We start from the raw sequence: 18,912 nt of genomic DNA, 5'->3' as shown, positions 1-18,912 counted from the left end.
GTATTTGCTATTTTTGTCAGGTGGTTAAACTATAGACGGATGTCAACATGATTAAAAAATTGGTACTTTTATCATTGCTTACAACTGCTTCAGGGGTGGTAATGGCGCAAGACAATGCACTACAAGCGTATGGCTTGAGTTTTAGTGGTGCAGCAACCCTTGCTTCAGATTATCGTTTTCGTGGTCAATCTCAAACAGAAAACGATCCAGCATTGCAAGGTACCTTTACCTTAGCGCATTCATCGGGTCTATATTTTAATGTATTTGCATCAAGTGTAGATTTACCAGTTTCAGAGGGTAAGTCGGCACATTTGGAACTAGACCCAACTATTGGGTTTACAACACCGATTACATTGGGGCAGATTAAGCCAACTTTAGATGTTGGTGTGGCATATTACAATTACCCAAGTGCAAGTGATTTAAACTATCCAGAGTTTTATGCAAAACTTACTTTTGCAGACAGTATTATTAAAGGCGATCTCTTAACTCCAAGTGTTGCATATACATATAAATATGGGGGTAATACTACTTCAGAAATTGCAGGCGATGATGCAACAAACTGGACAGTAAATTTAGCTTATAGTGCACCATTTGCAGATACTGGCTTCGGTGGTGTTGCAAGCGTGGGGTATAGTAAATCTAATAAAGACATTTATGGTGTTAAAGATAATTTTGTAGATTGGAAAGCAGGTGTGACCTATAGCTTTAAAGCGGTTAGTGGTTTAACCGCTGAATTAGATGCAGTTGGTTCTACCATTGATGGGTATACAGGTGCTGCAAATCGTGCAGTTGATGCAGGTGCAATGTTTAGTTTGACCAAGAGTTTCTAAAAAACACGCTAAAAAATACCCGTTTTAACGGGTATTTTTTTATTCAAAAGGGGCTCTATATGATAATGCTTCAGATAAGTGTTTGGTTTGAATGGTTTTTTTAAGATCTAAATCTGCAATTGTACGAGCAACACGTAGTACACGATGGTAGCCTCGCATCGATAAGTTAAGTTTTTGTTGTGCAAGTTCTAAAATACGCTGACAATGTTGATCTAGAGGACAATACTTTTCTAAATCATTGTTATTTAATAATTGATTTTGTATACCTTGACGCTCAACCTGTTGTTTATAGGCTTGATAAACACGTTGTTGTACGGTGGTTGAGTCTTCAGGTTTTTGTTCTTGCATGTCTTTGTAACTGATTGGTGGTACATCAATATGTAAATCTATACGATCAAGCAGTGGCCCTGAAATACGGTTTTGGTATCGTTTAATTTGATCGATACTGCATTGACAACGTGTATCTTGATTAAAATGGTAGCCACATGGACAAGGGTTCATTGCAGCAATCAGTTGAAAATGTGCTGGAAATGTGACTTTTCTAGATGCTCTTGAAATGGTGATCTCTTTACTTTCCATCGGTTGTCTTAATACTTCTAGGACTTTGCGATCAAATTCAGGTAGTTCATCTAAGAACAGTACACCATGGTGTGCCAACGTAATTTCCCCAGGTTTTGGTTGTGTTCCACCACCCACTAAAGCCACAGCTGAACAGGTATGATGAGGAGCTCTAAAGGGCCGTGTTCCTAGCATATACGCCTGATCTGCAATGGAATAAATATTTGCAATATCTAGCATGTCATGTGAGTTTAATGGAGGTAAAATCCCCGCTAAACAAGAAGATAAAAGCGTTTTACCTGTGCCTGGTGGGCCTCTAAACAATAAAGAGTGTCCTCCTGCTGCTGCAATTTCAAGTGCTCTTTTGGCAGCAGCTTGTCCTTTGATTTCTGATAAATCTGATGTACGTACTGTGTGTGATTGAAGTGGTATAGATTGACCTTCGATGAGTTTTTTTGTATTTGAAAAGTGTTCACAGACTGTTTTTAACGTTGTGGCAGGAAACCAAGTAAGTGATGTAAGTTGCTGTATATGTTCTTGATTTTCTAACGGTAAAATCAATGCACGTTGATCTTTTTGACATGCCATGGCAATGGTCAACATACTACGAATAGGTCTTAGTCGGCCATCTAAAGCCAGTTCTCCAACAAACTCATAATCTTGTACCTGTTCAGATGAAATTTGCCCTGAGGCCATTAAAATTCCCATCGCAATAGGTAGATCTAAACGTGTTCCCTCTTTAGGAAGATCTGCAGGTGCTAAATTAATGGTGAGGCGTTGGCTTGGAAAAGTAAAACCACTGTTAATAATCGCAGAACGTACACGATCTTTACTTTCTCTGACTGCTGTTTCGGGTAAACCTACAATAGTGAGAGAAGGAAGTCCCTGACTGATATGTACTTCAACTTCAATCAGTGGTGCAGATAGTGCACAAATGCTACGAGTGTAAATTTTAGAAAAAGACATTTTTATCCCATTTTAGTGCTTTTTTACCATAATATAAAAAATCATGTTAACTTTTGGTGCAAAAAACATGCACTGTTGTTGTGCCACTTAGAGAGGTAGTATAAAAAATGTTTTTATATTTGTGTTGTACAGTTCACATTTTAAAAGATCACACGAGGCTAAAGTGCTACAAAACTGACAGTGATTGAATAAATCCAAAAAAATAAAGCGTGTAGTCAAAGAGATTGGAACACTCCTCTATAAGAGTATTCATATAAACTCAATTATTTCAATATTAAAGCGCTTTAATTTAAGCAAAATTAAAAACATGATGCTGTATTATTGGCACGAAACTTGAACATAAAATGATGTAATAACTAAGCACTCAGGCGAAGGAAAAACAATGAAGCTCGTAACTGCTATTGTAAAACCATTTAAATTAGATGATGTACGTGAAGCTCTTTCAGATATTGGGGTTCAAGGGATTACTGTTACTGAGGTGAAAGGCTTTGGTCGTCAAAAAGGGCATACCGAATTGTATCGTGGTGCAGAGTATGTGGTTGACTTCCTTCCTAAAGTGAAAATTGAAATTGCAATTAGTAGCGATATGCTCGATAGCGTGATTGAGTCTATTACGCGTGTTGCAAGTACAGGAAAAATTGGTGATGGTAAAATTTTTGTGACAAGCCTTGAGCAGGTCATTCGTATTCGTACCGGTGAAACAGGGCCAGACGCAGTATAGCTTGGCATAAACATTGCTAAGAGCTGAGTAACTTGCAAAACATACAGCTTGGGGGGAGTCATGAAAAGAATAATGATGGCGTTTGGTTTAGCCGGCGCATTGTTCGGTGGTAGTGCAACATGGGCAGAAGAAGCCAGCTCAGTTGCGCCAACATCTACATCGGTCACGGCAAGTACAACAACAGCACCTGTGGTCACTGTACAAACAGCAACACCTACAACTGCACCTGCCGCGCCTGTTGCCACTGCAAAATTAGATACAGGCGACACAGCATGGGTGCTGATTTCAACAGCACTTGTATTAATGATGACAATCCCTGGGCTTGCATTGTTTTACAGTGGCATGGTGCGTAAGAAAAACGTACTTGCAACAATGGCACACAGTTTAATCGCAACAGCAGTGGTCAGTATTGTATGGGTGGTGATTGGTTATACATTGGCCTTTGATTCGGGTAATGCATTTATTGGTGGTTTAAGTAAAACCATGCTTTCAGGCATTACTTTAGATGCATTACAAGGCACGATCCCTGAAATATTGTTTGTAATTTTTCAAATGACTTTTGCGATTATTACTGTTGCCATTATTAGTGGCTCTGTCGCAGAACGTATGAAATTTGGCTCTTTTGTGACATTTATTGCCATTTGGGTTGTGGTTGTTTATGCACCCATTACACACTGGGTTTGGGGTGGAGGCTGGTTAGGAGCAGATGGTGCTCTTGATTTTGCTGGTGGTACAGTTGTACACATTAACTCAGGTGTAGCAGGTTTGGTGGCAGCATATGTGCTGGGCAAACGTGTTGGGCTAGGTAAAGAATCTATGGCACCTCATAACCTTGTACTCACTGTAATTGGTGCAAGTTTACTTTGGGTTGGCTGGTTCGGTTTCAATGGTGGTTCTGCGTTAGGTGCAAATGGGGCTGCAGGTTATGCTCTAGTGGCAACGCAAGTAGCTGCTGCGGCTGCTGCAATTTCGTGGGGACTGGTTGAGAAATTTGTGAGAGGAAAGGCATCTATTTTAGGTGTTGCATCTGGTGCAGTTGCAGGTTTAGTTGTCATTACTCCTGCGGCAGGCTTTGTGACAGTAGGTGGCTCATTAGTCATGGGACTCATCGGTGGTGTGGTCTGTTTCTGGGGTACAACAGCACTTAAACGTATGTTAAAAGCAGATGACTCTTTAGATGCTTTTGGTCTACATGCGGTTGGTGGTATAGCAGGCGCTATCTTAACAGGGGTATTTGCAAGTCCATTCATTATGGGTGATAAAGCACCTACTGACTTAATGCATCAACTTTGGGTACAAGTGGAAGGTGTACTTGCAACGATCGTTTATAGTGCGGTATGTACTTTTGTGATCTTGAAAGTGATTGATGTCATGATGGGTCTACGTGTGAGCACAGATGATGAACGCATGGGTCTCGATTTAAGCCAACATGGCGAACGTGTTGAATAAGCATTTTTGAGATAAACCTCATAAAAAATAGCTCCGATCTCGGGGCTATTTTTATTTCAAACACCACATTTAGTATCTTTATGTTTTTTGCTACACTAGATGAAACATGGCTGATTGACTGAAAAATCATAATGTATTGTCCATTTTGTAATGTTCCAGATAGTAAGGTTATTGACTCACGGCTTGCTGCTGAAGGCAGTCAGATTAGGCGCCGTAGAGAATGCGCAGGATGTGGTGAGCGATTTACAACGTTTGAAACCTATGAGGTGGTGATGCCTCGAGTCATTAAATCAAATAAAAAAAATGAACCTTTTGATGAAATGAAGCTACGTAAATCTTTAATGCATGCCTTACAAAAACGCCCTGTGACACAAGAAAAAATTGAAGCCGTACTCAATGACATTCAACAAATGATCCGACGATTAGGTGAGCGAGATATTACATCGTTACGCATCGGTGAAATTGTTATGCAGGCTTTATTTGCTTTAGATCATGTCGCTTATGTACGTTTTGCATCGGTATATCAAGACTTTCAAGATGTTGAAGCTTTTCGTAAACACATTGCACAAATGCAACAGATGCAAAACAACACAGGCAATATATGAATCATATTTTCTCAGAAAAAGAACAACAATATATGTTGCAGGCGATTGCACTAGCGCATCAGGCACGTTATGCAACCAAGCCTAATCCAAATGTCGGTTGTGTCATTGTCAAAGATGATGAAATTGTGGGTCAAGGATTTCATCCTAAAGCAGGCCAGTCTCACGCAGAAGTATTTGCTTTAGCACAAGCAGGAACACAGGCAACAGGTGCGACAGCATATGTGACCTTAGAACCTTGTGCTCATTTTGGAAAAACACCCCCATGTGCACTGGCTTTAGTAAATGCAGGTGTCGCAGAAGTGATCATTGCAAACTTAGATCCTAATCCTTTAGTGGCAGGAAAAGGGGTAGAGATACTTAAACAAGCAGGTATAAAGGTACGATATGGCTTGTGTGATGAACAGGCAAAACAATTAAATTTAGGATTTTTAAAAGCAATGGCAACGGGATTGCCATACGTGCGCTTAAAGATTGCTTCAAGTTTAGATGGTCGAACTGCAATGGCTTCGGGTGAATCTAAGTGGATTACAGGAGCACAAGCTCGCCAAGATGTTCAACACTTGCGTGCCATTTCTGGAGCGGTCATTACAGGCATACAAACAGTGTTAGCAGATGATTGTCAGCTTAATGTACGTCATTTAACTGATGTAGAAGACCATCAAATGAGTCAAATTGTGCAACCTAAAAGAGTGGTACTCGATCGTCAAGGGCGATTGCCTCTCAATGCTCAGATTTTACAGCAACCTAAGCAAACGATCGTAATGACCCCTTTTCGTGAAGATTTAGCCGCGTTAGGTGTTGTACAACTTGAACCACAATCTTTGACATCTTTATTACAGACCTTAGTGAAACAATATCAAGTGTACGATGTTTTAGTTGAGGCAGGGGCAACACTCGCTACCGCATGTTTAGACCATGAAGTTGTTGACGAATTGATTCATTATATTGCACCAACATTGCTTGGACAAACTGCTCGCCCAATGTTTACCGCTGAGTTGGAGCAACTTTCAGCACAAAAGCGCTTTACGATTTGTGATGTCACTCAGCTAGGGCAAGATATACGCCTGACGATGACCCCTGTTATCGAGGTTGTATGAGCTTAGAACAGCAACAAACGATTTATCATAAACGCAAACATGCTGCTCGAACCACAGATGAATATTTATTTCATCAACTTGTACCTTATTTAGGAAATAAACGCCGTTTACTACACCTCATTTTAGAAGCATTAGAAATGACTGGCACACTCAATGGGCATGATCAACACAAGAGAGCCCCTATTTTTGCCGATTTTTTTGCAGGTAGTGGCGTGGTATCTCGATTGGCGCGACAAAATGGGTATCGAGTGATTGCGAATGATTGGGAGCCATACAGCCATGCTTTAAATCATGCTGTATTAGCCAGTACGTATGCGCCTGAATTTAAACAATTGGGTGGCTATCAACGGGCCATAGATTATTTAAACCGATTACCTTTAGTAAAAGGCTGGGTAACACATAATCTGTGTCCACGTAATGATGAAGCATATGATCCTGCAAAAGATCGTTTATTTTTCAAACGTAGAAATGGCATGCGTATTGATGCGATTCGTCAGCAAATTGCTATTTGGCAAGCAGAAGGTGCAATTGACGATGTGGAAATGAGCGCACTTTTAGCACCATTATTATATTCTGCCAGTTTTGTGAGTAATACCAGTGGTGTATTTAAAAGTTTTCACCATGGCTGGGGTGGAAAAACACAAACGGCACTAGAGCGTATAGAGTCTTTACTGTGGCTTACCCCGAGTCGTTTTTGTGATAAAGGTGATATTCAACATCCTATGGCGGAAGTATGGTGTGTTGATGCACAGCATTTGGCCAATCAAATGCGTAACTTTGAAGTTGATGTTGCCTATTTAGATCCACCTTACAATCAACATGCTTATGGAAGTAATTACCATGTATTGAACTCACTGACTTTGTGGGATCAAGTTGATCTACCATCGCCTGATACAAAAGGCTTTAAAAGTGGTATTGATCGTGCATGGCGTAAAGAGCGCCCAAGTTTGTATAATTCGTCTAAATATGCCAAAGAAGCCTACGAAAAGTTATTAGATACCGTCAATGCACGATATATTTTGACCAGTTATTCAACAGATGGAAATATTTCAGCCACAGATTTACTCAAAGCCAATTTGGCACGAGGCAAAGTCACATTGCTGACTCAAGATGTACCACGTTATCGTGTGAGTAAACAGCGCCAATCTGAGCGTGCACGTGTGTTAGAGTTTATTGTAATTACAGATACAAAAGCGAAATCAGGGCCTCCATTGCGCCAATTGTTGGCACAATTGTATCACTATGCTGAATTGGGTGGTGTAGATACATCAGGCGTTAGTTCACAACTTGCGCTTTGGTAGCGTAAAAGGAAAAACATATGTTTACAGGTATTATTGAGCGAGTTGGTCGTGTTAAAAGTATACAAAATATTGCAGGTGATGTCCGCATCACGATTCAGACAAATTTAGATTTATCAGATGTCCAACTTGGTGACTCGATTGCGACGAATGGTATTTGTCTAACAGTAGTGGCTTGGGGCGTGGATTGGTATGCTGCTGATGTATCTATAGAGAGTTTAAATCGTACAACGTTAGCACAATGGCAAATGGGTCAGGTTGTGAATGTTGAAAAAGCCATGCTTCCGACGACTCGATTTGGTGGCCATATTGTCAGTGGTCATGTTGACGTTGTGGGTGAAATTACAGCCATCCGCCATGATGCACGTTCATTATATTTTGAAGTGACAGCACCTAAAGAGATTGCTAAATATTTGGCAGAAAAAGGTTCGATTACTGTGGATGGGATTAGTTTAACAATTAACCATTTAAATGGTTGTGTACTGAGTTTAAATTTGATTCCACACACGGCTGAACGAACCAATATTGATGCATGGATCGTGGGTGCAAAAGTGAACCTAGAAGTCGATATTTTATCGCGATATATCGAACGATTATTATTAGGTGATCGTGCAGGTGACAGTCAACCAAGCTCAAACATTAGTATGGACTTTTTAGCCAATCACGGTTTTTTAAAATAACTGCTGATAGATGTTATTTTTTGGTATGAGTGGCTTGAGTCATTTGTACCAAAGAAAGTTTAATTTCTTCTTGTGTCGCTTGGTGTAAGTTTTGTGTGAATTCACTCACCACCTGCTTGAGTTTATTGGCTAAACCTTCGGCTTCAAGCTCTAGCAAGATATTCATGTTTTCAATGGCTTGTTGCTGTTTTTTGTTGCTGGATTTTTGCTTTACGAGTGCTCTATTTGTATCGTTTAAAGTGTGCGTAATCAGCTCATTTTTTAAATTATTTAATGTGATTCGCTGTTGTTCTTGACGCTGTTTTTCATGCGCAAGATGGCTTACATGCTGTTCTTGTTCGTATTGACGTTGTTGTGCAAGATTTTGCTCTCTGCGCTGTTGTTCTTGTTGTTTTGCTTTTTCTAAACGTTGCTTTTTGAGCTCAGTATATGTTTCATCAATACGTTGCTGTGACTCTTGCTGTGCTTGGTGATTGTGTGTTTGCCATTCGGATAGTACTGTATTTGGCTCTAATAATCGACAAATACGTTCTAGATCAGCAATATAGGTTGTACGTACTGTGTCTGGGGTACTGAGCCAACGTGCTGTAAAATGCTCTCCAACATTTAATGTCATGGGGGTTACTCCAGTAAGATGATCAGCCATTTATAATTTAAACGTTCTGGGGGTGATATTACACTGGCGATAATATTTAAATTTATCGCGCCCAATCACTTTGGTGCTTTCATTATTCTCGATGATTTCAATGCTGTGTGTAATGTAATCATTTTTCGGAATAGGCGTATCTGCAAAATTAAACACAATCCATTCATCGGCTTGGGGGAGTTGTGTAGAAATGCAGATTTGACCCATGTGGCAATCAATTCCATGTGTAATAAAACTACTAGAATCAAACGACCACAATAATTCATCAAGTAAATGTTGTTGCTTAGGATCAGGGCAATACCACCATAATTTTTTTGTACTTTTTAATATTTTTCGTGCCAAACGGCAAGCACTGTGTGCTTGCGGTTCGGTACTTGTTTCAAATAAATAAAAGCTAACTTGCATGGTTAGGCTTTAACACGATTAGCAATAAATTGAGTAAGCAACGGAACAGGGCGACCTGTTGCACCTTTGTGTGCACCAGATGTCCATGCAGTGCCTGCAACGTCCAAATGTACCCATGTGTAATCACGAGTAAAACGTTGCAAGAAGCATGCAGCTGTGGTTGCCCCTGCGCCAACAGGGCCTGTAATATTACCCATATCTGCAAATGGAGAATCTAGACCATCTTGATAATCATCAATCACAGGCATGCGCCATACACGGTCAAAAGTTTGCTCACCTGCATGATTAAGTTCAGTAATTAATGCGTCATTGGCAGAAAATACCCCACTTAGAATTTTACCTAGAGCCACAACACAGGCACCTGTAAGTGTAGCAATGTCTATGACCACTTCTGGATTAAAGCGTTTGACATAGGTCAGTGTATCGCATAGAACTAATCGTCCTTCTGCATCTGTATTTAAAATTTCAACGGTTTGACCACTCATGGTGGTTACGATATCACCTGGGCGTGTGGCATTACCTGATGGCATATTTTCAGCAGCTGCAATTGCACCAACCACATGAATTGGTAAACGTGCTTCGCATAATGCACGAATGGTTCCGAAAACTGAAGCTGCACCGCACATGTCAAATTTCATTTCGTCCATACCTGCGCCTGGCTTTAATGAAATACCACCTGTATCAAAGGTTACGCCTTTACCTACGAGCACAATCGGTGCTTCTTCACGTTGTGCGTTGTATTCAAGCGTGATCAGTTTCCCTTCACGTTCAGAACCTTGACTGACTGCTAAAAATGCACCCATACCAAGATCGGCCATCTGTTGTTCATCAAGCACAGTGACTTTGAGTAAGTCTGGAAACTCTGCTGCAAGTGATTGTGCAAGTGTTGCCAAATATGCAGGATAGCAAACATTACCCGGTTTATTGCCCAAGTCACGAGCAAGATTTTGGCCTGATTCTAAAGCATTGAGTAATTCAATTTGAGCTGTCGTGAGTTTTGCACCAATGAGTTGAATATCTGTTAAAACTTGTTCGTGTTTTTTGGATTTGAACTCATCAAAATGATAGTTGGCTTGTGTTAAATTTAAGGCAAAAATATAGTGAAACTGCTCAGGTAGGGCAGAAATATCAACGTCAATGACATCAAATTTTTTCTGTGCAAGTTGAATGACCTGTTGTGCAAGTGTACTGAGCTGGCGTGTGTTCAGTGTATTTGCATCACCTAAACCAATTAAAGTCGTGACTGCTGAATAGGTGCTTTGACCGAGTGTTGGTAACACTTCATTGAAATTGGCATTAAATTTTGCATGTTGTACAAGGGTATCTAATGCTTCGATACCTGTTTTATCTTTTGCTTGCGCAAGTTGATGAGTATCAATCAGAGAAAATCGTGCAGGGCTGTGGTTGAGCTGAGAAGATAAAGAAAGTTTCATATATACCAAATGACCTTTAATTTTAAGATATGATGATTTGATCAAAATAACATTAGATATGAAGTCAACAAAACCTGCAACAATAGGCGAGCGTGTTTTGTTGTAAAACTGCACATTATAGAGTAAAGAGCAGCAAAGACGATGCCATATGCTTTTTTATTCTGTGTATTCGGTTAAACTAAGCACATATTAGTTTTTCGATCATGGAAAATACTTTTGATTATTCGGCGTTATCTGGTGAAACAGGTTGTAGCGACCACGATAGTAGTGGTGGCATTGCTCACACTGATTATGATGGGTGCGCGACTCATTAAATATTTTGGTGTTGCTGCACAAGGTCGTTTAGACAGTGGTGTGCTGTTTAGCATTATTGGCTATCGTTTGCCTGAATTTCTAACCCTTATTCTTCCTTTGGGTTTTTTTATTGCACTTATGCTTGTATTTGGACGTTTGTATACCGATAACGAAATGGCGGTATTCAACGGCAGTGGTATGAGTCGAAATCGCTTGGCGGGATTGTTAATACCGCTCACTGTATGTGTGTTGGCTGTGCAAACTGCACTCATGGGGTGGATTTCACCGTGGGGGTTGCGTCAGTTTCAGCAATTAACCAGTGCTCAAGCCATTCGAACGGGATTTGATTTAGTTCGTCCAAAAGAGTTTGTATCTTCAGGGCCGTATACGATCTATGCCAGTGATTTATCTGAAGATCGAAAAAATTTAAAAGATGTTTTATTTTACCAACGTGCTCAAGCAGAAAATAAACCAGATATTGTGATCTTAGCACGAGAGGCGAAGCGGGTAGATATACCCAATGACCCTGCAAATGTTGTCGATTTAATTGATGGCCGTCGTTATGAACTTCGCCCAGGCCAAGCACAATATGCACAAGCGGAGTTCAAAAACTATCGTTTACGCATTGAAAATGACCGTGAAGCAGCCGTATCAGGCGACCAAGTTGAGTCCATGAGTATGGCAAAACTATGGAAAAAACGTGATGATATGGTGGTGCAAAGTGAGCTAGGTTGGCGTATCTTTGGCCCTTTTGTGATGGTCATTGCTCTGATGTTGGCCACCATTTTATCTGAAGTTAGCCCACGTCAAGGTCGTTATTATCGATTATTACCAGGAATTTTAATTTTTGCGAGCCTCATTGTAGCGCTGATGGCAGTGAAAACACGTATGACGCGTGGTGAACTTGCGATATGGACATATCCTGCTGTTATTTTATTTTATGGCGTAATTACTTTGGTTTTTATGAAGTCGCCAAATTTAGCCCCTAAAATTAAATCTAAATTGAGCAAGTGAGGTCTATAAATGTTTGCACGCCGTATTGTTGCGAAACATGTTACGCAAACGACAGCGCTTGCTATGCTAGGCGCAACTGCAGTTTTAACCATGTTACAAGTATTGTTTACTTATTTGGCTGAGCTGAGTCAATTAAAGCATGGCTATAACGCGATCCAAGCGTTGCAATTTGTATCTTGGAATACTCCACATTATTTGTATCAAATTTTACCGATTTCTGCCTTAATTGGTGCAGTGATTGGTTTGGGTACATTGGCATCTAATAGTGAACTTGTCGTGATGCGTTCGGTTGGTGTCAGCCTGTGGCGTATAGTTGGTTGGGTGATTCGTTCAGCGATGTTATTGGTGATTTTGTCTTTTGCTTTAAGTGAATGGGTGATTCCATATAGCAGTGAAAAAGCAGATCAGTTAAAAAAATACCAAACAGTTGCATCTTTAGGGGAAGTAAAAGGGTATTGGACACGAGAAGGTCAACGATTTATTTATATTGATTATGCCAATGCTCAAGGGGCACTTAAAGGTATACAAGTATTGAGTTTTGATGATGAATATCGTTTAAATACTTTAACCAATGCTACAACAGGGCAATTTAAAAGTGATGGTCATTGGTTGCTGAATGACAGTGATGAAACAACCATTCAGCAAACAGGAAATGCCGTATTACAGCATCTTAAACAACAAGATTTTGAGTTGGCCTTACAACCTAAATATGTACATATGGTCACGATTGATCCTGAGGATTTATCACCAAGCCAATTGGTTTCTTTTATTCGTTATTTATCAGAATATAGTCAAGTTCCAAAAACATATCAGTTGGCATTTTGGAAAAAGATCGCAATGCCATTTTCTTTAATTGCATTAGTTGTGGTGGCTTGTTCTTTTATTTTTGGCCCGTTACGTCAGCAGTCTATGGGTTTTAGGCTCGTGATTGCTTTATTTGTTGGTTTGGGCTTTTATTATTTACAAGACTTTTTAGGCTATGCCAGCCTTGTCTATACACCATCACCTGTTTGGTTTGTATTTGGCCCTATTGCATTGATTTTATTGATTGGTGGTTACTTATTGCACCGTGCAAAATAGCTATTTTTAAGGTTGTAAATCTTTGTAGCTTACCACCTTGGTAACATAGTCTATTGCTCAAAAATTAGGTAATATAGATATTTCAAGTAGACAACAAAGAGAATATACGATGACGGACGCTAAGGTTGGCAAGATTCCGCATATCTTGGTCATAATGGATGGTATAGGTCATAGAGAAATAGCCGCAGATAATGCTGTGCTTGCAGCAAGAACGCCACATCTCGCCCAAATGAAAAAAGATCACCCACATAGTTTAATCTCTGGTTCAGGTGAAGATGTTGGATTGCCTGATGGTCAAATGGGTAACTCAGAAGTTGGGCACATGAACCTTGGCGCTGGGCGGATTTTGTATCAAGACTTTACCCGTATTACCAAAGAAATTCGTACAGGTGAATTTGAAAAAAATACTGTATTGGTTGATGCTGTAGAAAAAGCCAAAGCAGCACACGGTGCAGTACATATTATTGGCCTGCTTTCTGCAGGGGGTGTACATGCGCATGAAGATCATATTGCGGCAATGTGTGAACTTGCACTCAAACGCAATGCTAATGTGTATTTACACGCGTTTACAGATGGTCGTGATACACCACCAAAAAGTGCACAGCCATCTTTAGAAAAGTTAGATGGCTTATTTGCAAAATATCCAAACCAAGGGCGTATAGCGACAATGGTCGGTCGCTATTTTGCCATGGATCGTGACAATCGTTGGGATCGAGTGGAACAAGCCTATCGTGTGATTACAGAAGGTGAAGGCTTGCGTACGGCAACGTCTGCACAAGATGCATTAGCACAAGCCTATGAAGCTGGTGAAACAGATGAGTTTGTGAAAGCCACTCGTATTGGTGAGAAAGTACCTGTACAAGATGGTGACGCGGTAATTTTTATGAACTTCCGAGCAGACCGTGCACGTGAATTAACACGTGCTTTTGTTGAAGAAGATTTCACCGCATTTGAACGTAAAGTACAGCCAAAACTGTCCGAATTTGTGATGTTGACACGTTACCAAGCATCGATTAAAGCACCTGTAGCATATATGCCAACAGAGCTACACAACAGCTTGGGTGAGTACGTGTCTAACTTAGGTAAAACACAGTTACGCATTGCAGAAACTGAAAAATATGCCCATGTAACCTTCTTCTTCAGTGGTGGACGTGAAGATGAATATCCGGGTGAACAACGTATTTTGGTCAAGTCACCCAATGTGGCGACATACGATTTGCAGCCTGAAATGAGTGCATATGAAGTGACAGATAAAGTCATTGAGGCACTAGAATCTGAAGCATTTGATTTGATCATTTTAAACTTTGCCAATGGCGATATGGTAGGTCATACAGGCGTATTTGATGCCGCAGTAAAAGCGGTAGAAACGGTAGATACCTGTGTGGGTCGAATTTATGATGTGGTGATGGCTAAAAAAGGTCACATGTTAGTTACAGCAGACCATGGTAATGTCGAGCAAATGCAAGACTATGAGAGTGGTCAGGTGCATACACAGCATACAACAGAACCTGTGCCATTTATTTATGTGGGTCCAACACAAGCAACAATTGCTGATGGTGGTATTTTGGCCGATGTTGCTCCAACACTTTTAGCCCTCATGAAGTTACCACAGCCTGAAGAAATGAAAGGTCGTAACCTCGTGACGCTGACCCCTTAAAAGGAATAAACATGACTTCACCACATAAAATACTGATCTTATGTTTGGGTTTAATGGGGTGTGTAAGTCATGTTGTTTATGCTGCCGATACTCAGTTTTCGGCAGCACATTCAGATTTTGATAAAAACACAGCAAGTAGCCAAGAAATTCCTATTGAGTCGATTCAAAGTTTTGTACAAATTTATGCCATGATTAAAGACAATTATGTCGATGAAAAGGCAGATGATCAGTTGTTTGATCAAGCCATTAAAGGGTTGGTGAGTGGTTTAGATCGTTATTCTCGTTACTTACCTGCAGAAGACTACAAAAAACTTTTGCAATATACAGATGGAGATTTGGCATCGATTGATTTTGAGCTAATTTTAGATAAATCAAAGCAACAATGGTTTATTCGTAATTTGAAAGAAAGCTCAGATTCTGCAAAACTTGGTTTATACAATGGTCAAACCATTTATAAAATAGATGGTGTTGAACTGAAAGATTTAACAGTTGAACAGGTCAAAAATTTGGTATATGGCGCAATTGGTACAGCAATTAATGTGCAAACGACAGCATCATCTGCACCGATTATTATTATTAGAAATCGAAAAATCGAAGCAGAAGTCAGTGAGATTTTATTAAAAAATCAAGTATTAATCATTAAAGTTCCTGTGTTTCAACAAGAAACAGCCAGTGAAATTAAAAATATTTTAGAGCGTTATTCTCATAAAAATATTAAATCTGTTGTGATTGATTTAAGAAACAACCCCGGAGGACTCTTGTCCTCTGCTGTTGAAACGGCAGATTTATTTTTAACCAATGGTGTTATTGTAAAAACAGTGAGTCGTTCAGAGGGCAGTCAAACATTTCAAGCATTGCCAAATAAAGAATTTAATGATTTACGCATCGGAATACTGATTAACCAGCGTTCTGCATCTGCAGCAGAAGTATTTACCGCAGCATTAAAAGACCATCATCGTGCATGGGTCATGGGTGAAAAAAGTTATGGTAAAGGTGTCGTACAAAAGTTATTTCCTTTACCGAATGGTGCTGCTGTACAAATGACGGTATCGCACTATATTACCCCAAGCGGAAATATGATTGATGGTAAAGGAATTGTGCCAAATCAAATCATATTGCCGATGATAGACGAAAAAGATCAGGTGTATTTAGATTCAGTATCTACTGCATTATTAGCACAACAGTAAAATTATTTATTCATTGTTTTGATGATCTAATCCAAATTTTTTCAATCTGTAACGTAAAGATCGAAAAGACATTTTTAATTTTTTAGCAGCCAATGTTTTATTCCAATACGTTTGATTGAGTGTATCTACTAAAATTTCTTTTTCAATAGACTCTAAATATGCTTCAAGGCCTTGTTGTGCCATCACATCTGGCTGTGGCGCAGTCTTTTGATGGGTTTGAGCATGGGGGAAGTGTTGTGTTTGAGGTGGTGTAGGTACTGAATTGATTGAGGGTACACAAGGTAGATGATTGTATTCAATCACTTGTTCATCACAAAGGGTAATGGCTTTTTCTAAAATATTTCTAAGTTCACGAATATTCCCCTGATAAGGATGTTGATATAGCCAATCTATGGCAGATGGAGCCAATGTTTTTTGAGTAATATTCCATTCTTCACAAATCTGTGTAATAAAATATTCTGCAAGTTGTAAAATATCTTCGCCACGATCTCGTAAAGGAGGTAAAAACACGTCCATCACATGAAGTCGAAAGTACAAATCTTGTCGAAATAAACCTTGTGCAATACGTTGTTCTAAGCGCTGATGAGTTGCACTAATCACTCTAAAATCGACTGCTATTTCTTGATCTGAACCAATGGGTCGAATTTTCTTTTCTTGTAAAGCACGTAATAATTTGACTTGCATGGGCATGGATAATTCAGCAATTTCATCGAGAAACAATGTTCCACCATCTGCTGCGACAATAAGGCCTGCTTTTTGTTGAGTCGCTCCTGTAAAACTGCCTTTGGTATGGCCAAAGAGTTCACTTTCCATCAATTCAGATGGAATAGCCCCACAGTTGATGACAACAAATGGCCCAGACTTACGATGACTTTTTTCATGAATAAAACGTGCAGCAATGTCTTTTCCTGTACCTGATTCCCCCGTAATAAACACCGGTGCTTGTGTACGAGCAATTTTTTCGAGTGTTTCTCGAAGGGTTTGCATGGTTTGAGATTGACCAATCATTTGAATGGTTGAACGGCCGATTTCTTTGTGTGATTTTACACTTTGTTTGATCAGTTGATATAAAGCTTGAGTATCAATAGGTTTATTTAAAAAATCAAAAGCACCTGCTTTGAGTGAGTGAATTGCAATATCCATTGAACCGTAGGCGGTAAGTACAGCAATCGGAATGTGATTAAAATGCTGAGAAACGTAACGTACAAGTTCAATGCCATGTCCATCTGGTAAATTTAAATCACTAATACATAGATCATATCGATATTTTTTGAGTTTTTCTTTCGCTTGAGCAATAGAGTGAGCTGTATCGCATTGAATATGCATTTTTTTTAAACTCATTTGTATGAGTAAACACAAATCAATTTCATCATCTATGAAGAGGATTTTTATGGTTGGTGTGTTTTGCATTGTCTTTCCCCATCAAGAATAATTTTTATAGTGCTGTACACTCAATACGAAAGTAAGTTGCATTGTGCTGTCTTAAATAGGATAACTGTGCTTGATTTGCTTCGCATAGACTTTGAGATAAGTATAATCCAAGCCCTGTTCCTTGTTTTTCTGTCGTAAAAAATGGGTTAAATAAGTTTTTTACATGCTCTTCAGGGACACCTTGACCAAAGTCAATAATATCAATCATAATTTTCTTGTGCTGTTGATATGCATGAAGCTGAACAGGTTTTTCAGTATGGATATTATACCGTAAGGCATTGCGAATGAGGTTAATTAAAATTTGCTTGAGATGAATTTCATCAAAAAGTAATTGAATAGGTTGATTTTGTACATAGCTGATCTGTGTGTTTACATCAAATAAATCTTCAGTAAATAATGTGTCAATGGTTGTTTTTAAATCAATCTGTGTGGGTTGCTGAGAAGGGGCATGTGCTAAATCAAGTGTAGATTGAATAATACGATTAATACGGTTACTTTGCTTTTTAATCATATTATGCATGACGTGTTGTTGTTCTGTGTTGGCATCAAGCATTAATTCGTTGGCTTGCACTATGGTTGCAAGAGGGTTTCGAATTTCATGTGCAATACTTGCAGAAAGTTTTCCAAGCGAGGCAAGTTTCAGTTGTTGGGCATGTTGTTGTAAACGTTGCCCATCTTGCATAATGAGTAGTGTCAATTGTTGTTCTTTTACATGAAGTTGTTGTATTTGAATGTGAATGTGTTTTTTAGGTGTGGTTAATTCAAAAATAAAACGATCACCATTTTTTAAGTGTTGTTGTTTCATTTTTTGATACAGCATAGGCTGAAGAATAGATAAATGCTGTGTAGCTGTGCCATGCGCTGTGTAATGAAGTAATTGATAAGCTGCAGGATTAATTAACACAACTTGATCATGGGCATTTAAGATGATGTAACCCATATCAATTTGTTCGAGTAAATATTGGTTTAATTCATGGAGTTGATTCAACTCTATTTTTTGGTTGAGGTTTACTTTTTCTAAAAAGTAAAAATACTTACCTAAGTATTGTGCAAGAATATAAATCGTGAAAAAAACAAAAGCCAGAATTAAGTTGTTACTGAGGGTCTCACCTTTATTACCGCCATTGATCCAATTTAAAATGAGTGGGCTATAAATGACGCTACTCATCGATAACAGCGTAATCAAAAAGGCCATTTTTCGCTGTAAAACAAAATTGCTAATAAAAAGTGTGATCGCAAAAAGCAGGCCAATATTAATATTTTGCCCACCTAATACCAAACTCATGAGGTTAAATGCAATCAGGTCAATACTTGCAAAAAAAACAGCGGTGTATTTGACGGTTTTATGGTAGCAAAGTACAACAATAAATTGACCAATGGTCATTAATAGATAGATAAGTAGGGTAAAAATATACAACACATCAATATTTCTAAATGTGTGTAATGCTTGGTAGATGGGTATGCTCAGTGAAAAAAATAGGCCACCTGCAATAATAATCCGATAAATGCCATACCAGAGCCTAAGGTGGTGAGGGTCTTTTACGGGAGCACGTGTGGCCAT

General features: G+C 39.2%; 17 protein-coding genes. 11 read left to right on the top strand and 6 right to left on the bottom strand.

All coding sequences use genetic code 11. The annotated features are described in order from the left end of the window. The first annotated feature begins 47 nt into the window (after positions 1 to 47). Complete coding sequence (locus I2F17_RS06010) at positions 48 to 830, top strand: TorF family putative porin (protein ID WP_211139336.1); 783 nt, start codon at positions 48 to 50, stop codon at positions 828 to 830. A 39-nt stretch (positions 831 to 869) separates the two neighbouring features. Here the strand turns inward: I2F17_RS06010 and I2F17_RS06005 are convergent, their stop codons facing one another. After that, positions 870 to 2,354: a YifB family Mg chelatase-like AAA ATPase gene (locus I2F17_RS06005; protein ID WP_211139335.1), complete on the bottom strand. Its 1,485-nt coding sequence runs from the start codon at positions 2,352 to 2,354 to the stop codon at positions 870 to 872. A 382-nt stretch (positions 2,355 to 2,736) separates the two neighbouring features. On the opposite strand from I2F17_RS06005, the gene glnK reads away from it, so the two are divergent. The 6 genes from glnK (at position 2,737) to I2F17_RS05975 (ending at position 8,204) form a co-directional block, all read left to right on the top strand. Beyond that, complete coding sequence (gene glnK / locus I2F17_RS06000; RefSeq protein WP_196421720.1) at positions 2,737 to 3,075, top strand: P-II family nitrogen regulator; 339 nt, start codon at positions 2,737 to 2,739, stop codon at positions 3,073 to 3,075. Between the two features lie 60 nt (positions 3,076 to 3,135). Beyond that, the gene (locus I2F17_RS05995) at positions 3,136 to 4,524 is read left to right on the top strand and encodes an ammonium transporter (protein WP_196421719.1); all 1,389 of its coding nucleotides are present in this window, start codon (positions 3,136 to 3,138) and stop codon (positions 4,522 to 4,524) included. Between the two features lie 131 nt (positions 4,525 to 4,655). Next, entirely contained in the window at positions 4,656 to 5,129 is a 474-nt protein-coding gene (gene nrdR / locus I2F17_RS05990; protein ID WP_196421718.1) for a transcriptional regulator NrdR, read from the top strand. After that, positions 5,126 to 6,226 (top strand): bifunctional diaminohydroxyphosphoribosylaminopyrimidine deaminase/5-amino-6-(5-phosphoribosylamino)uracil reductase RibD, encoded by a 1,101-nt coding sequence (gene ribD, locus I2F17_RS05985; RefSeq protein WP_211139334.1) that lies wholly within the window; start codon positions 5,126 to 5,128, stop codon positions 6,224 to 6,226. Before nrdR ends, ribD begins: the two co-directional genes overlap by 4 nt. Beyond that, complete coding sequence (locus I2F17_RS05980) at positions 6,223 to 7,527, top strand: DNA adenine methylase (protein ID WP_196421716.1); 1,305 nt, start codon at positions 6,223 to 6,225, stop codon at positions 7,525 to 7,527. Before ribD ends, I2F17_RS05980 begins: the two co-directional genes overlap by 4 nt. 17 nt (positions 7,528 to 7,544) lie before the next feature. Then, positions 7,545 to 8,204: a riboflavin synthase gene (locus I2F17_RS05975; protein ID WP_211139333.1), complete on the top strand. Its 660-nt coding sequence runs from the start codon at positions 7,545 to 7,547 to the stop codon at positions 8,202 to 8,204. A 13-nt stretch (positions 8,205 to 8,217) separates the two neighbouring features. On the opposite strand, the gene I2F17_RS05970 is transcribed toward I2F17_RS05975, so the two are convergent. Genes I2F17_RS05970 through I2F17_RS05960 form a run of 3 tightly spaced genes read right to left on the bottom strand, consistent with a single transcriptional unit; the run spans position 8,218 to position 10,688 of the window. Continuing rightward, positions 8,218 to 8,820, bottom strand: a complete 603-nt coding sequence (locus I2F17_RS05970; RefSeq protein WP_196421714.1) for a hypothetical protein — start codon at positions 8,818 to 8,820, stop codon at positions 8,218 to 8,220. Between the two features lie 30 nt (positions 8,821 to 8,850). Continuing rightward, positions 8,851 to 9,255, bottom strand: a complete 405-nt coding sequence (locus I2F17_RS05965) for a DNA polymerase III subunit chi (protein WP_211139332.1) — start codon at positions 9,253 to 9,255, stop codon at positions 8,851 to 8,853. Between the two features lie 2 nt (positions 9,256 to 9,257). Further along, on the bottom strand, positions 9,258 to 10,688 hold the full coding sequence (locus I2F17_RS05960) for a leucyl aminopeptidase (protein ID WP_211139331.1): 1,431 nt from the start codon (positions 10,686 to 10,688) through the stop codon (positions 9,258 to 9,260). Positions 10,689 to 10,904: 216 nt separating this feature from the next. Between I2F17_RS05960 and lptF the strand changes: the two genes are divergently transcribed. From lptF to I2F17_RS05940, 4 genes are all read left to right on the top strand, one after another. Next, positions 10,905 to 11,996: an LPS export ABC transporter permease LptF gene (gene lptF, locus I2F17_RS05955; RefSeq protein ID WP_196421711.1), complete on the top strand. Its 1,092-nt coding sequence runs from the start codon at positions 10,905 to 10,907 to the stop codon at positions 11,994 to 11,996. Positions 11,997 to 12,005: 9 nt separating this feature from the next. Further along, the gene (lptG, locus tag I2F17_RS05950) at positions 12,006 to 13,076 is read left to right on the top strand and encodes an LPS export ABC transporter permease LptG (RefSeq protein ID WP_196421710.1); all 1,071 of its coding nucleotides are present in this window, start codon (positions 12,006 to 12,008) and stop codon (positions 13,074 to 13,076) included. Between the two features lie 109 nt (positions 13,077 to 13,185). Then, a complete protein-coding gene (gpmI, locus tag I2F17_RS05945; RefSeq protein ID WP_196421709.1) occupies positions 13,186 to 14,733 on the top strand; it encodes a 2,3-bisphosphoglycerate-independent phosphoglycerate mutase in 1,548 nt (515 codons plus the stop codon). 11 nt (positions 14,734 to 14,744) lie between these two features. After that, a complete protein-coding gene (locus tag I2F17_RS05940; protein WP_211139330.1) occupies positions 14,745 to 15,920 on the top strand; it encodes a S41 family peptidase in 1,176 nt (391 codons plus the stop codon). A 6-nt stretch (positions 15,921 to 15,926) separates the two neighbouring features. On the opposite strand, the gene I2F17_RS05935 is transcribed toward I2F17_RS05940, so the two are convergent. Both I2F17_RS05935 and I2F17_RS05930 read right to left on the bottom strand, forming a co-directional pair. Continuing rightward, on the bottom strand, positions 15,927 to 17,330 hold the full coding sequence (locus tag I2F17_RS05935) for a sigma-54-dependent transcriptional regulator (RefSeq protein ID WP_211139329.1): 1,404 nt from the start codon (positions 17,328 to 17,330) through the stop codon (positions 15,927 to 15,929). Positions 17,331 to 17,355: 25 nt separating this feature from the next. Beyond that, complete coding sequence (locus I2F17_RS05930) at positions 17,356 to 18,912, bottom strand: ATP-binding protein (RefSeq protein ID WP_196421706.1); 1,557 nt, start codon at positions 18,910 to 18,912, stop codon at positions 17,356 to 17,358.

The organism is Acinetobacter baretiae (assembly GCF_015627105.1).
Lineage (GTDB): Bacteria > Pseudomonadota > Gammaproteobacteria > Pseudomonadales > Moraxellaceae > Acinetobacter > Acinetobacter baretiae.
This window is presented reverse-complemented; position numbering and strand designations above follow the sequence as displayed.